The organism is Serratia sp. P2ACOL2, assembly GCF_003691565.1.
Lineage (GTDB): Bacteria > Pseudomonadota > Gammaproteobacteria > Enterobacterales > Enterobacteriaceae > Serratia > Serratia liquefaciens.
The window spans coordinates 4,633,986-4,648,284 of sequence record NZ_CP033162.1 but is presented as its reverse complement, the minus strand read 5'-3'; the positions used below and the strand labels follow the sequence as shown (position 1 = coordinate 4,648,284).

Here is a 14,299-nt window from a genome sequence, read left to right as displayed (position 1 = left end):
TTAAACCCCGTTTACTGTATTGCGTGATGGTAGCGCGTAAAGTAGCCGATTCTGTCATTTAGACTGCCTGAAAAGCAACCTTCAGTATTTTTAGTGAGGAAAACATGCACGGGACAGTCAAGGTTTGGCAAGAGCAGGTTGAATTACCCACTTACGGCACGGGCGAGCAGGATTCGCACCCGATGTTCCTGGAAAACCGCGTCTATCAGGGATCGTCCGGTGCGGTTTATCCCTATGGCGTTATTGACACCCTGAGCGGTGAAAAATCTCTGCGTCGCTATCAGGCGGTATATCTGGAAAACGACTACCTGCGCGTGATGCTGTTGCCGGAACTGGGCGGGCGTATTCATCGGGCTTACGACAAAGTGCAGCAGCGCGATTTTGTCTATCACAACGAGGTAGTGAAACCGGCGCTGGTGGGGTTATTGGGGCCGTGGATCTCAGGGGGGATCGAGTTCAACTGGCCGCAACACCACCGTCCGACCACCTATATGCCGGTGGACTGCCAGATCCAGCAGCACGATAACGGGGCGCAGACCGTCTGGCTGGGGGAGGTGGAGCCGATGCGCGGGCTGCAGGTGATGGCCGGTTTCACGCTGTATCCTGACCGCGCGCTGATTGAAATCAGCGCCAAGATTTTTAACCCTAACCCGACGCCGCGCCATTTCCTGTGGTGGGCCAACCCGGCGGTGAAAGGTGGAGACGATCACCAGAGCGTATTCCCGCCGGATGTGACCGCCGTTTTTGACCATGGCAAGCGCGATGTCTCTTCGTTCCCTATTGCCACCGGCACCTACTACAAGGTGGATTATTCGGCCGGTGTGGATATTTCGCGCTACAAGAATATCCCGGTACCGACGTCTTACATGGCGCATAAGTCGGACTATGACTTTGTGGGCGCTTACAGCCACGATGAGCAGGGCGGGTTGCTGCATATCGCCGATCGCCACGTGTCGCCCGGCAAGAAACAGTGGAGCTGGGGCCACGGCGAATTTGGTCAGGCCTGGGATCGCAGCCTGACCGACAATAACGGTCCTTACATTGAGCTGATGACCGGGGTTTACACCGATAACCAACCGGATTTCACCTGGCTCGATGCCTACGAAGAAAAATGCTTCGTGCAGAATTTCCTGCCCTACAACACCCTGGGCATGGTGCAGAACGCCAACACTCGTGCAGCGCTAAAACTGGAAAGCGACGGGCGGCAGCTGGTGTGGGGATTGTATGCGGTCGCGCCACTGGCACAGCACCGCTTGGTGATCCGCAGCGACAGCGACCAGCAGCTGCTGCTCGACCGGCGTGTCGATCTCACCCCAGGTGCGGCGTTGCTGGAGACCATGACCGGCGATTTCTCCGGTCGCCTGACGATTGAATTGCAGGACGCGCAGGGCAGCTGTGTACTCAGCTATCGCCAGCATCAGGCGAGTGAAAGCGCCGAGTTGCCGCAGCCTGCCAGGGCACCGTTGGCGGCAGAGCAGATCGCCAGTGCCGATGAGGCCTGGTTTATCGGCCAGCATCTGGAGCAGTATCACCACGCCAGCCGTTCGGCGTTCGATTACTACCAGCGGGGTCTGGCGTTGGATCCTCTTGATTACCGCTGCAATCTGGCACTGGCCACGCTGGAATATAACCGCGCCAATTTTAAACCTGCCATTGCCTACGCGGATGACGCGCTGGCGCGGGCCCACAACCTTAACCGTAACCCACAGTGCGGGTTAGCCAGTCTGATCCGTGCCTGCGCTCAGGAACAATTGGGCAACGACGATGCCGCCTACGAAGATTTCTACCGTGCCATCTGGAGCGGTAATGGCAAACCGGGCGGTTTCTATGGCCTGGCGCGAATTGCGGCGCGGCGCGGGGAGTATCAGCAGGCGCTGGAGTTTTGTGAAAGTAGCCTGAGCGTGAACGCCAGCCATTATCCGCTGATTGCCCTGAAGGCGCTGCTGTTGCAACGCTTGGGGAAAGGGACACAGAGCCTGGACTACATCGATGACCAGCTTGTCGCCCGTCCGTTGCATTACAGCCTGTACTACCTGCGCTATGCGCAAACCCGCGCGGAGGCCGATCTGCAACGCCTGAAGGCGGTGACCGGCTGCCGCGGGATCAATGCGTTGACCATCGCCGGCCAACTTGGTGAATGGGGAGCCAAAGAACAGTCGATTGAATTATTGACGCTGTTGGACAGCCAGGAAACCTTGCCGCGCTATATGTTGGCCAGCCTGCGCAAAGGCGCGGTAAGCGACGAGGAATACCAACGGTTATTGACGCAGGCGCGCAACGGCTTTGCCCGGCAGGTACGCTTCCCCAATACCCTGAATGAAGTGCATATGCTAAGCCAACTGCCGGAGTGCGATTTTGCGCAGTATCTGCTGGCCTGTTTCCATTACAGCAAACGCAACTATCCACAGGCGGTAGCGCTGTGGCAGCAATGCGTGGAGCGGCAACCGACGTTTGCCGATGCCTGGCGCAATCTGGGGATCTACGCCTTCAATAAGCTCAAACAGCATGATGTGGCGCTGGCTCATCTGCAGCGGGCTTTTGCCCTGCAGCCTGATGACGCTCGCCTGCTGTTCGAACTGGATCAGCTAAACAAGCGCCTGGGTACTGCGCCTGGGCAGCGGCTGGCGATGTTGGAGCAACATTTGCCGGTAGTGGCCCGGCGGGACGACCTGACCGCCGAATTACTGAGCCTTTACAACCAATGCGGTCGGCTGAGCGATGCGCAGCGGATCCTGCAACAGCGTGAGTTCCACCCGTGGGAAGGCGGTGAAGGCAAAGTGACCGGTCAGTATCTGATCAACCTGCAGCGGCTGGCATTCCAGGCATTGCAACGGGGGGAACCGCAGCAGGCGCATGAGTTGCTGCAGGCGGCATTGCACTACCCGCAGAATCTGGGGGAAGGTCGCCTGGCCGGGCAAAGCGACAACGATATCTACTATTGGCTGGGTATCTGCGCCGCGCGACAAGGCAAGCTCGATGCGGCCGCCGGCTATTGGCAACGGGCCTGCGCGGGGCACAGCGAACTGGCTGAAAGTCGCTACTACAACGACCAACCGGTGGATTATTTGTTCTATCGCGGCATGGCGCTCAAGCAACTGGGGCAGTCAACACAGGCCGAACAGCAGTTCACCCAAATGCAGCAATGGGCAAGCCAGCAGTCTGCAGTGTCGCCTGGCGCCGATTTCTTTGCCGTTTCGCTGCCGGATTTGATGGCGTTGGACAATGACCTGCAACAGGCGCATCAACAGCACTGCCTGCTGGTGACGGCTTTGGCGCAACTGGGGTTAGGGCAGTTAGCCGCAGCGCAGCAAACGTTAAGCGAGCTGCTGGCGATAAATCCTGCGCATGACAAAGCGCGTTTATTCACCGTGCTGGCCGAGACTTTAGCCAACTGATGCCCAAAAGGGGACCAATGTGACGAATAAACTGAACATGCCCTATGTCTGGACTATCTGCCTGGTCGCCGCTTGCGGTGGCCTGTTGTTCGGCTACGACTGGGTGGTCATAGGCGGGGCCAAGCCTTTCTACGAGGCCTATTTTGGCATCACCGATCCCGCCCAGTCAGGCTGGGCGATGAGTTCGGCGCTGGTGGGCTGTATTTTCGGCGCGGTGATCTCGGGCCTGCTGTCGGATCGTTTTGGCCGCAAGCTGCCGCTGGCGATTGCCGCCTTGACCTTCGTGATCTCGGCCTGGGGCACCGCCGTGGCCACCAGTTTTGACGCCTTTATCATTTACCGCATTGTCGGCGGGGTCGGCATTGGCCTGGCTTCGGCGCTGTCGCCGGTGTATATCGCCGAAATCAGCCCGGCGGCACAGCGGGGTCGCTTCGTTGCGGTGAACCAATTGACCATTGTGATCGGGGTATTGGCAGCGCAGTTGATCAACCTGCTGATCGCCGATCCGGTGGCGGCCAATGCCGGTCAGGCGGAGTTGTTGGCCAGCTGGAACGGACAGGTTGGCTGGCGTTATATGTTTGGCGCCGAACTGGTACCGGCGCTGGCCTTCCTGCTGCTGATGCTGGCAGTGCCGGAGTCGCCGCGCTGGCTGGCGAAGGTCGGCCGCCACGAGCAGGCGCAGAAGGTCTTGCGACGCATCGGCAATGAAAGCTATGCGCAGCAAACGCTAAAGGAGATCCGTCAAACGCTGGACAAGGATAGCGGCAAGGTGCCGCTCAGTGCGCTGCTGCGCAGCGATGTACGGCCGGTGTTGGTGATAGGCATTGTGCTGGCGATATTTCAGCAGTGGTGCGGTATCAACGTGATCTTTAACTATGCGCAGGAGATCTTCGCGTCGGCAGGGTTCGATATTAACGATACGTTGAAGTCGATCGTCGCCACCGGGTTGATCAACCTGATCTTCACCTTGCTGGCTTTACCGCTGGTGGATCGCATTGGCCGACGCCGGCTGATGCTGATAGGTGCCTGTGGATTAACGGTGATCTACCTGCTGATGGCGGCGGCTTACGCCTATGGTTTGCTGGGGCTGCCGGTGTTGTTACTGGTGTTGGTCGCCATCGCTATCTATGCCGTCACGCTTGCCCCCGTTACCTGGGTACTGCTGTCTGAAATCTTCCCCAATCGCATTCGCGGAGCGGCCATGGCCGCCGGCACCTTTGCGCTGTGGGTGGCCTGTTTTGTTCTGACCTATAGCTTCCCGTTGCTGAATGCCGCATTAGGCGCAGCGGGCAGTTTCCTGTTGTATGGCGTCATTTGCCTGGCCGGTGCGGGGTTCATTTACGCCAGAGTGCCGGAAACCAAAGGCATTACTCTGGAAGCACTGGAAGAACAGCTCAGTGCAGCAGGTACGGATCGCGCCAGGGAGAAAAAGTTTACTTAACCCTGTTTAGTTTAATGCGTGATCCTGTGGCGGTAAGTAATCAGTTTGATCATTTAGTGTAATGAGTCTGTGCTCCGCCTGAGGGCGAACAGCGGTAAAGCCTTCAGGCGGGATAATAAAAATAGGCAGCAAGAGGTTAATGAACATTAACTGGAGAATAACGATGTTGCTAAAAAAAATAAAACACGTGCTGTTAGCCATTACCGGGGGCCTGATTATTTTCAGTGCAGGCGCACAGGCTAAAAACGACAAAACCGCCATCGGCGCTATTTATCTCGATACCCAGGGGTATTACGCCGGGGTCCGCTGGGGCGTGCAAGACGGCGCCGCCAAGGACAAAGGGAAAATTGAAATCATAGAAACCAATGCGCAGGGGGATGTTTCTAAAGAAAGTTCGTTTATCGATACCATGATTGCGCGCGACGTGAATGCCATCGTGCTTTCCGCCGTTTCGGTGAATGGCAGCGTGCGGGCCATCAAGCGTGCCAACGAAGCCAGCATTCCGGTGATTTGTTACAACACCTGCATTAATGAGAAAGGCGTAGATAAATATGTTTATGCCTATTTGGTCGGCGATCCCTACGAGTTTGGCAAAAAACTGGGTAATACCGCCGCCGATTACTTCATTGAAAAGAAAATAACCGAGCCTGCAATCGCCGTTATTAATTGCGAAGCCTTCGAAGTTTGCGTGCAACGGCGTAAAGGATTTGAAGAGGCGTTAAAAGCGAAAGTACCGGGCATGAAAATCGTCGCTAATCAGGAAGGCACCGTGCTGGACAAGGCGATATCGGTCGGCGAGAAACTGCTGATTTCCTCCGGGAAAGTCGATGCCATTTTCGGCGAATCCGGCGGCGCTACGCTCGGGGCGGTTAAAGCCGTGCGCAACCAGAACAAGGTCGGCCAAACGGTGGTATTCGGCTCGGACATGACCACCGAAATCGCACAGGAACTGGTGAACCGTCAGGTACTGCAGGCGGTGGTGGATATCTCGGGCAAGAAAATGGGGGCGTTGGTCTTTACTCAGGCGATGAACGCCATCAACCAGCGGCCGGTCGGCCAAAAGGTGGTGCAGGTGCCGATCGATCTCTACGCCTCGTCGCAGAGCGCTACTGATTGGCTGACGACTCACAAAGACGGCTTACCTTAGAGCCTATTCCATTAGGCTATTTTATTTGTCCGTTTGGCCCTGGGCAGTGCTCAGAATCCTCACGTACTCTGTGTACGCTCCGGTTCTTCCGCGCTGTCCTTGTCCAAACTGCCTGCAACAATGACGCCTACTGGGATAGGCTCTTAATGTCGGTGGCTTGCATGAGTGACAGAGCCTTAAACGAATTGGCGCAGCAACCGGTCGTGGTCCGCATTCAATCGGGGCATAAGCGTTACCCGGGGGTGGTGGCGCTGCAAGATGTGAATTTCACGCTGCGGCGTGGCGAGGTGCGCGCTCTGCTGGGGAAAAACGGCGCGGGTAAGTCCACCTTGATCCGCATGTTGACCGGCAGTGAGCGGCCGGACGCCGGGCAAGTGTTTATCGGCGATCGACTGCTGGAGGGGCCAGATGCGCTGTTGACGCGCCGGGCCGGTGAGCTTGGCGTGCGTGCCGTCTATCAGGAGCTAAGCCTGGTACAGGACATGAGCGTGGCGGAAAACCTGTGTTTGGGGGCCTGGCCGCAGCGCGCCGGCGTGATTGACGCGCCAGGCATGCTGGCGCACGCCCGGCACGCGTTGGCGCTGCTCGGGGTGGACATCGATCCTCAACAATGGGTTCGCGATCTCAGCCCGGCGCAGCAGCAGCTGGTGGAGATCGCCCGGGCCTGCCAGGGGGATCCCAAAGTGGTGATCCTCGACGAGCCAACCAGTTCGCTGGCCAACGCCGAGGCCGATCTGGTCGCGGCGGCAGTGATGCGCCTTTCCGCCGCCGGGATTGCAGTGGTGTATGTCAGCCACCGAATGAATGAGATCCGCCGGCTGGCGTCCTCCTGCACCATTATGCGCGACGGCCGCGTGGCGGGTGACGTGGCGCTGGACAACACCTCAACTCAGCAAATTGTCGACCTGATGCTGGGCCATCAGGACCACCATACGCAAACCGTCACGGCCCCGAAGGGCGGGGACAAGGTTTTTGAAGTTAAACAATTATCGCTGCCGCCCAAATTGCATCAGGTCAGTTTCGAGCTGCGGCGGGGCGAAGTACTGGGTATTGCCGGGTTGTTGGGCGCAGGCCGCAGTGAATTGCTGAAAGCCATCGTTGGCCTGACGCCGTTCGTCGAAGGCGAGCTGATCCTCGACGGTGAAACGCTGATCTGCCCGAATTACGCCCAGATGCTCCAGCGCGGTATGGCGTACACGCCGGAAAACCGAAAGGCGGAGGGCATCATGCCGTTGCTGGGCGTGGATGAAAATACCGTGATGACAGACAGCCGCTCCGTCAGCCGCTTTGGCGTGCTGAATTGGCAGAAGATCAAACAGGCAACCTCGGCGATCGTCAGCCGGATGCGGGTGAAAACCGCAGAAACCGGCACGCCGATCATGACGCTTTCCGGCGGTAACCAGCAGAAGGTGGTGATCGGCCGTTGGGTTTACGCCAGAAGCCGGATCCTGTTGCTGGATGAGCCGACGCGCGGCGTGGATGTCGAAGCGAAAAATCAAATTTACCGTATTGCGCGTGAGCTGGCGGCAGAGGGTAAAAGTATCATTTTCGTATCGAGCGAAGTGGAGGAATTACCCCAGGTCTGCGACCGGATCTTGTTGTTGCAGCAAGGCACGATAGTGAAGGAGTTTATCTCGCCCGTGGATGTTGAACAGCTGATGTCTGAAGTGCTGATGATCCAATAATTCTGCCCACATTCGAAGGCACCGGAGGTAATACAATGTCCACATTGGTACCGGAAGTAAAAATAACCCGAACCCGAAAATTATCGAAGCACGCCAATGAACTGGGCCTGCTGGCAATTATTGTCGTGCTTTACCTGGTATTTTCTATTTATGCCACCGGGTTTATTTCGCTGAATAACCAAATGAATATCTTACGCGATGCCGCCACCATCGGCATTGCCGCCTGGGCCATGACGCTGATTATTATTTCCGGGGAAATAGACGTCAGCGTTGGCCCGATGGTGGCCTTCATTTCGGTGATCCTGGCTTATTTGATGCAATACGCCATCCCGCTGCCATTAGCGTTGATCCTGGCTTTGTGCCTGGGGGCGGCATTAGGCTCGGTTGCCGGAGTATTACGTGGCTGGTTCAACGTGCCCAGCTTTGTCGCCACGCTGGGACTTTGGAGCGCTTTACGCGGTATGGGGTTGTTTATGACCAACGCCTTGCCGGTGCCGATCGACGAAAATACGGTGCTGGACTGGCTGGGCGGACAGGTGTTGGGCCTGCCGGTTTCGGCGGTGATTATGCTGATCCTGTTCGTGGTTTTTCAGTTTATCAGCAAGAAAACCGCCTTTGGCCGCTCGGTGTACGCCATTGGCGGCAACGCCAGCGCCGCCCAGCTGTGCGGCATTAACGTCAAACGCATTCGTATCCTGCTGTTTACCCTGGCCAGCCTGTTGGCGGCCGTCACCGGTATTCTGCTGGCGGCGCGCCTGGGCTCCGGTAATGCCGGTGCGGCCAGTGGCCTGGAGTTTGACGTGATTGCCGCCGTGGTGGTCGGGGGACAGCCTTGTCCGGCGGGCGCGGTTCGATGCTCGGCACTCTGCTCGGCGTGCTGGTGATCACCCTGATTGGCAACGGCCTGGTCTTGCTGGGAATTAACTCCTTTTTCCAACAGGTGGTCAGAGGGGTGATTATCGTACTGGCGGTGCTGGCCAATATTATCGTGATGCAGAAGAACAATAAGCAATAGCCTCATATGCCACTAAAAATAACGCATTAAATCTGGAAGGAAAATATTATGGGAAAAATGTTGGCGGCTTATTTACCCGGAAATTCCACGGCAGAGCTGCGCGAGGTGGATATTCCGCAACCGGGTATTGGCCAGGTATTAATTAAAATGAAGTCGTCCGGTATTTGCGGCAGCGATATTCATTATATTTATCATCAGCACCGTGGCACGGCTGCCGCACCGGATCAGCCCTTGTACCGGGGATTTATTAACGGCCACGAACCTTGTGGGCAGATTGTCGCGTTGGGGGCCGGTTGCCGGCACTTTCGCGAGAGTGACCGCGTGCTGGTGTACCACATTTCCGGCTGCGGCTTTTGCAGCAACTGTCGCCGGGGCTATCCGATTTCCTGTACCGGCGTTGGCAAGGCTGCCTATGGCTGGCAACGGGATGGCGGCCACGCCGACTACCTGTTGGCGGAGGAAAAGGATCTGATCCATCTGCCGGATTCGCTCAGCTACGAAGACGGCGCTTTTATTTCCTGCGGCGTCGGCACGGCCTATGAAGGCATTGTGCGCGGCGAGGTGTCCGGCAGCGATCACGTGCTGGTCGTAGGGTTGGGCCCGGTCGGCATGATGGCGATGATGCTGGCGAAGGGGCGGGGGGCGAAAACGGTGATTGGCGTAGATGTCATACCGGAACGTCTGGCGACTGCGAAGCGGTTGGGGCTGATGGATCACGGTTTTCTGACCGGCGAGGGGGTGACAGAGCGCATTCGCGAATTGACCGCGGGCGGCGCCAACGTCACCCTCGACTGTTCCGGTAACGCTAAAGGACGGCTGCTGGCGCTGCAGGCCTCCTCGGACTGGGGAAGGGTTGTCTACATCGGTGAAACCGGCAAGGTGGAATTTGAGGTCAGTGCAGACCTGATGCATCACCAACGACGAATTATCGGCTCATGGGTCACCAGCCTGCACCATATGGAAAAATGTTGTACCGACCTGCACGACTGGAAAATGCATCCGCATCACGCGATTACCCACCGCTTTGCCCTTGAACAGGCTGCCGATGCTTATGCGCTGATGGCTTCCGGGCAGTGTGGCAAGGTGGTGATTAACTTCGCCGATTAACGCCAGGGGGCACTATGGCACTGTTTAGTTTGGATAACGGCTGCGTCTCGCTGGTGGTTTCCTCGTTGGGCGGCAGCGTGCTGAAATTTACCGCTTACACACCGGAGGGAGAGCTCCCTCTGCTGCGGCCTGCGGTAGTGAGTGACGCTACGCCAGCGCTGCAATCGGGATGTTTTCCTCTGGTCCCCTTCGGCAATCGGGTCAATCAAAACCGCTTCAGCTTCGAGCAGCAAGACTACCGGCTCAGCGCCAATACCGACTGGGATCGGCATTATCTGCATGGTGACGGCTGGCTGCAGGAATGGCAATGTGTTGAGCAAGGCGACGAAGTCCTTCACTTGCGCTATCAGCATGAGAATGGCCCTTATCGTTATCAGGTAGAACAATACTTTACCCTGCATCAGCACCAACTCAGCATCGAACTGGCGGTAGAGCACACCGGTGAAAAGCCGATGCCCTATGGGCTGGGTTGGCATCCGTACTTTCCGTTAACCGCGCATACCCGGGTACAGGCTTCCGCCGCGGCCTATTGGCGGGAGGCCGAAGACTGGCTGGCGGGCGAGCAGGCGGCGCTGAGCGAAGAAATGGATTTCAACCAGCCGGGGCCATTGCCGCGTCATTGGGTGAACAACGGCTTTAGCGGCTGGAACGGCGAGGCGGAGATCCAGTGGCCGGAGCAGGGAGCTCGGTTACGAATGAACACTCAGCCGGCCTGTCCGGTTTATTTCCTGTTCGTCTCGGATCCGGCGTTCGATCCGGGTTATCAATTCGACTTTTTCTGTCTGGAACCCATGTCCCACGCGGCCAACGGGCATAACATGGCTGACCTGGGCGGGCTGCGCCGCCTGGCTAAAGGGCAGCGGTTTAGCCAGACGATGTTGCTCAGTTATTCCGCGTTTTAAGCCCGAAAATTAAAATTCGGATCTCCTTCACAGAACCCATTCAAACTCTGCAACCGGTTACTGAAACCGGTTGCGGTTTTCTCGTTTTTGAAACCATACTCATTCTTCAACTGAATCATTTGTACCTATGCCTCCAGGAGAACGGATGAAAAAAATATTCTTATGCTGCGCCGCAGGAATGTCGACCAGCATGGTGGTGAATAAAATGAAAAAGTCTGCCGAACAGCAGGGGATTGAGGTTGATATTATCGCCGTCGGCCTGGAGGAATTTGAATCCACGTTGGCGAATTACCAATGTTGCCTGCTTGGGCCGCAGGTGAAATATAAGTTCGCCGATTTTAAAAAGATTGCCGACAGGGAAAATAAGCCGATAGCGGTAATAAACAGCATGGATTACGGCATGATGCGCGGCGATAAAATTCTCGCCGAAGCCTTACAGATGATCGCACAACACTGATCCCACCGGGCCGCCGGCATCAGGCCGTTTCCGCCGGTTTTCCCATCCTGTGACCATTGACTCAGCACCTCCCGAGGGTTGGACCATGAGTATCAGCCAGGCCGCATTCAATTTTATCGAAAACCGCATCAGCCCGATTGCCGGGAGATTATCGACTCAGCGACATATTATGGCGATCCGCGACGGTTTCATTTCCGCGATGCCCTTTATGATCGTCGGCTCATTCTTGCTGGTGTTTGCCTATCCGCCCTTTTCCGCCGACAGCAGTTGGGGCATTGCCCAATGGTGGCTGGGGGCGGCGGAAAAACATCAGGTCGCTATTCTCACCCCGTTTAATATGACGATGGGCATTATGTCCATCTATATCACCGCCGCCATTGCCTACAACCTGGCGCAGAGTTATAAGCTCGATCCCTTTATGGCGGCGATGCTGGCATTGATGTCTTTCTTGCTGGTGGCCGCGCCGCAAAGCGAAAAAATGCTGCCGACCGCCGCACTGGGCGGCGTGGGGATCTTCACCGCCATTTTGGTGGCGATATACACCACCGAACTGATCCGCTTCCTCAAGGCGCACAATATCGGCATCTCATTACCGGAGCAGGTGCCGGCCAAGATCAAGCAGTCGTTCGATCTGCTGATCCCGATCCTGGCGGTGGTGATCACGCTGTATCCGCTGAGCCTGCTGGTGCAGCACCAGTTCAACCTGCTGTTGCCGCAGGCGATCATGGCGCTGTTCCAACCCTTGATCTCTGCTGCGGATTCGCTGCCGGCGATCTTGCTGGCGGTGCTGATCGGTCATCTGCTGTGGTTTGCGGGTATCCACGGCGCGGTGATCGTTTCCGGCATGCTGCAGGCCTTCTGGCTCACCAACCTGGGGATTAACCAAGACGCGCTGGCCGCCAACCAACCGATGCCGCACATCTTTATGGAGGCCTTCTGGACCTTCTTTATCGTCATCGGCGGATCCGGCGCCACCTTTGGGCTGGTACTGCTTTATCTGCGCAGCCGTTCGGCGCACCTGCGTTCGATCGGCAAGCTGAGCCTGGTGCCGAGTTGTTTCAACATCAACGAACCGGTGATCTTCGGCACGCCGATCGTGATGAACCCTACCTTCTTTATTCCGTTTATTACCGCGCCGATCGTCAATTCGATCATCGCCTACGCGGCGGTGAAGCTGGATCTGATCGGGCGGGTGATCTCGGTGGTGCCCTGGACCGCTCCGGCGCCGATTGGTGCCGCCTGGGCTACCGGTTGGGATCTTCGCGCCGCGCTGTTGGTGCTGCTGCTGGCGGCGGTTTCGGCGTTGATCTACTACCCGTTCTTCAAAGTCTATGAGCAACAGCTGCTGGATCAGGAAGTGAGCGAAGCGGAGCAGATTGAACAGACGCAAGGAGTCACCGAATGATGGACATGGAAACGGCGGTAATGGAGCTGATCATCAACGCCGGAGAGGCGCGCAGCTGCGCCATGCAGGCGCTGTATGCGGCGCGTAAGTACCAATGGGACCAGGTGGATATTCTGCTGGCGGAATCGCAACTGGCGGCCAAGCGTGCCCACGCCACCCAAACCGAGCTGATCGGTTTTGACGAGGGGGAGGGCAAGCTGCCGGTCAACCTGATTATGGTGCACGCGCAGGACCACATCATGAATGCCATGCTGGCGCGCGATCTGGTGGAGGAACTGGTGAGAATTTACCGATTACTGGAGCAAAACGGGGTGAAAAACCAATGAGCGTATTTCCGAAAGACTTTCTCTGGGGTGCCGCGACCGCGTCTTATCAGGTCGAAGGCGGCTATGATGCCGACGGCAAAGGCCTGTCCAACTGGGACCTGTTCTCTCACCTGCCAGGCACCACCTATCAGGGGACTAACGGCGACGTGGCGGTCGATCACTATCATCGCTTCCGTGAAGATGTGGCGCTGATGGCCGAGCTGGGTATGCAGACCTACCGATTCTCGATTTCCTGGCCACGGCTGCTGCCACAAGGCCGGGGAGAAGTGAACGAGGCCGGGATCCAATTCTACAGCGATCTGATCGACGAACTGCTCAAGCACAATATCAAACCGATGATCACCCTGTACCACTGGGATCTGCCGCAGGCGTTGCAGGACGCATTTGGTGGTTGGGAATCACGAGAGATCGTCGATGCTTTTGATGAATATGCGCGTCTGTGTTACTCGCGGTTTGGCGACCGGGTCGAACTCTGGTCCACGTTCAATGAAACCATTGTGTTTATCGGCATGGGCTATTTCACCGGGGCGCACCCACCCAAACTGACCGATCCGAAAAAGGGCATTCAGGCGTGTCACCATGTGTTCCTGGCCAACGCCCGTGCGGTAAAAAGCTTCCGTGAAATGAAGATCAACGGCCAGATCGGCTTCGTCAACGTGCTGCAACCGAACGATCCGATCAGCGATTCGCCACAGGATCGCCGCGCCTGCGAAATAGCCGAAGGGATCTTCACCCACTGGCTGTACGATCCGGTGCTGAAGGGCGAATACCCGTCAGAGCTGCTGGCGATGGCGCAGCAGGCCTTTGGCGTGCCGCATTTCGCGCCGGGCGATGAGGCATTGCTGAAAGAGAATATCGTCGATTTTATCGGTCTGAATTACTACAAGCGTGAAATGGTCGCGCACAACGATGACGTGGACGGTTATACCATCAACACCAGCGGGCAGAAGGGCAGCGGGCGCGAGCTGGGCTTCAAGGGGTTGTTTAAACAGGTTCGCAATCCGCACGGCGTCTACACCGACTGGGATTGGGAGGTCTATCCGCAGGGGTTGACCGATGCCATTGGCCGTATCGTCAAACGCTACGGCAATATCCCAATCTACATTACCGAGAACGGGCTGGGAGCCAAGGATCCGATCGTCGAAGGTGAGGTGCGCGATCAACCACGTATTGATTATTTACGCGATCATATCCAGGCGATCGGCGCGGCGATCGAGCAGGGCGCGGATGTTCGTGGTTATTACCCGTGGTCATTTATCGATCTGCTCTCCTGGCTCAACGGCTATCAGAAACAGTACGGCTTTGTGTATGTCGATCACGACAACAATCTGGCACGTAAGAAGAAGCAGAGCTTTGGCTGGTACCAGCGGGTGATCGCCACCAACGGCGAACGGTTGTAGCTCGCCAACAGGGCGCGGG

Annotated in this window: 10 protein-coding genes and 1 pseudogene; all 11 read left to right on the top strand. The window is 57.1% G+C overall.

Annotated features, from left to right (window positions below; genetic code table 11):
• Positions 1-104 precede the first annotated feature (104 nt).
• The 11 genes and pseudogenes from EBA31_RS22365 to EBA31_RS22315 all read left to right on the top strand — a co-directional run bounded on the left by EBA31_RS22365 (position 105) and on the right by EBA31_RS22315 (position 14,280).
• Positions 105-3,395, top strand: coding sequence for a DUF5107 domain-containing protein (locus EBA31_RS22365; protein ID WP_122080254.1), 3,291 nt, complete (start codon positions 105-107; stop codon positions 3,393-3,395).
• Between the two features lie 19 nt (positions 3,396-3,414).
• Positions 3,415-4,836 carry a sugar porter family MFS transporter gene (locus EBA31_RS22360; protein WP_020828670.1) on the top strand — a complete coding sequence of 474 codons (1,422 nt, stop codon included), beginning with the start codon at positions 3,415-3,417 and terminating at the stop codon, positions 4,834-4,836.
• 163 nt (positions 4,837-4,999) lie between these two features.
• Positions 5,000-5,983, top strand: coding sequence for a substrate-binding domain-containing protein (locus EBA31_RS22355; RefSeq protein WP_115060513.1), 984 nt, complete (start codon positions 5,000-5,002; stop codon positions 5,981-5,983).
• Between the two features lie 146 nt (positions 5,984-6,129).
• Complete coding sequence (locus EBA31_RS22350; protein WP_122080253.1) at positions 6,130-7,668, top strand: sugar ABC transporter ATP-binding protein; 1,539 nt, start codon at positions 6,130-6,132, stop codon at positions 7,666-7,668.
• Positions 7,669-7,703: 35 nt separating this feature from the next.
• Positions 7,704-8,683: pseudogene (locus tag EBA31_RS22345) on the top strand (ABC transporter permease).
• 48 nt (positions 8,684-8,731) lie between these two features.
• Positions 8,732-9,790, top strand: coding sequence for a zinc-binding dehydrogenase (locus EBA31_RS22340; RefSeq protein WP_122080252.1), 1,059 nt, complete (start codon positions 8,732-8,734; stop codon positions 9,788-9,790).
• Between the two features lie 14 nt (positions 9,791-9,804).
• Positions 9,805-10,692, top strand: a complete 888-nt coding sequence (locus EBA31_RS22335) for an aldose 1-epimerase (RefSeq protein WP_122080251.1) — start codon at positions 9,805-9,807, stop codon at positions 10,690-10,692.
• A gap of 145 nt (positions 10,693-10,837) precedes the next feature.
• A complete protein-coding gene (locus tag EBA31_RS22330) occupies positions 10,838-11,149 on the top strand; it encodes a PTS sugar transporter subunit IIB (RefSeq protein ID WP_020828663.1) in 312 nt (103 codons plus the stop codon).
• Between the two features lie 85 nt (positions 11,150-11,234).
• A complete protein-coding gene (locus tag EBA31_RS22325) occupies positions 11,235-12,554 on the top strand; it encodes a PTS sugar transporter subunit IIC (protein ID WP_122080250.1) in 1,320 nt (439 codons plus the stop codon).
• Positions 12,551-12,880: a PTS lactose/cellobiose transporter subunit IIA gene (locus EBA31_RS22320; protein ID WP_020828661.1), complete on the top strand. Its 330-nt coding sequence runs from the start codon at positions 12,551-12,553 to the stop codon at positions 12,878-12,880. The genes EBA31_RS22325 and EBA31_RS22320 overlap by 4 nt, the downstream gene beginning before the upstream one ends.
• Positions 12,877-14,280 (top strand): GH1 family beta-glucosidase, encoded by a 1,404-nt coding sequence (locus EBA31_RS22315; protein ID WP_020828660.1) that lies wholly within the window; start codon positions 12,877-12,879, stop codon positions 14,278-14,280. Before EBA31_RS22320 ends, EBA31_RS22315 begins: the two co-directional genes overlap by 4 nt.
• Positions 14,281-14,299: the final 19 nt, after the last annotated feature.

Bases quoted from the DNA above. Each gene is read 5' to 3' on its own strand.
- EBA31_RS22365 (WP_122080254.1), top strand. From the start codon at position 105: ATGCACGGGACAGTCAAGGTTTGGCAAGAGCAGGTTGAATTACCCACT.
- EBA31_RS22355 (WP_115060513.1), top strand. From the start codon at position 5,000: ATGTTGCTAAAAAAAATAAAACACGTGCTGTTAGCCATTACCGGGGGC.
- EBA31_RS22350 (WP_122080253.1), top strand. From the start codon at position 6,130: ATGTCGGTGGCTTGCATGAGTGACAGAGCCTTAAACGAATTGGCGCAG.
- EBA31_RS22340 (WP_122080252.1), top strand. From the start codon at position 8,732: ATGGGAAAAATGTTGGCGGCTTATTTACCCGGAAATTCCACGGCAGAG.
- EBA31_RS22335 (WP_122080251.1), top strand. From the start codon at position 9,805: ATGGCACTGTTTAGTTTGGATAACGGCTGCGTCTCGCTGGTGGTTTCC.
- EBA31_RS22330 (WP_020828663.1), top strand. From the start codon at position 10,838: ATGAAAAAAATATTCTTATGCTGCGCCGCAGGAATGTCGACCAGCATG.
- EBA31_RS22325 (WP_122080250.1), top strand. From the start codon at position 11,235: ATGAGTATCAGCCAGGCCGCATTCAATTTTATCGAAAACCGCATCAGC.
- EBA31_RS22320 (WP_020828661.1), top strand. From the start codon at position 12,551: ATGATGGACATGGAAACGGCGGTAATGGAGCTGATCATCAACGCCGGA.
- EBA31_RS22315 (WP_020828660.1), top strand. From the start codon at position 12,877: ATGAGCGTATTTCCGAAAGACTTTCTCTGGGGTGCCGCGACCGCGTCT.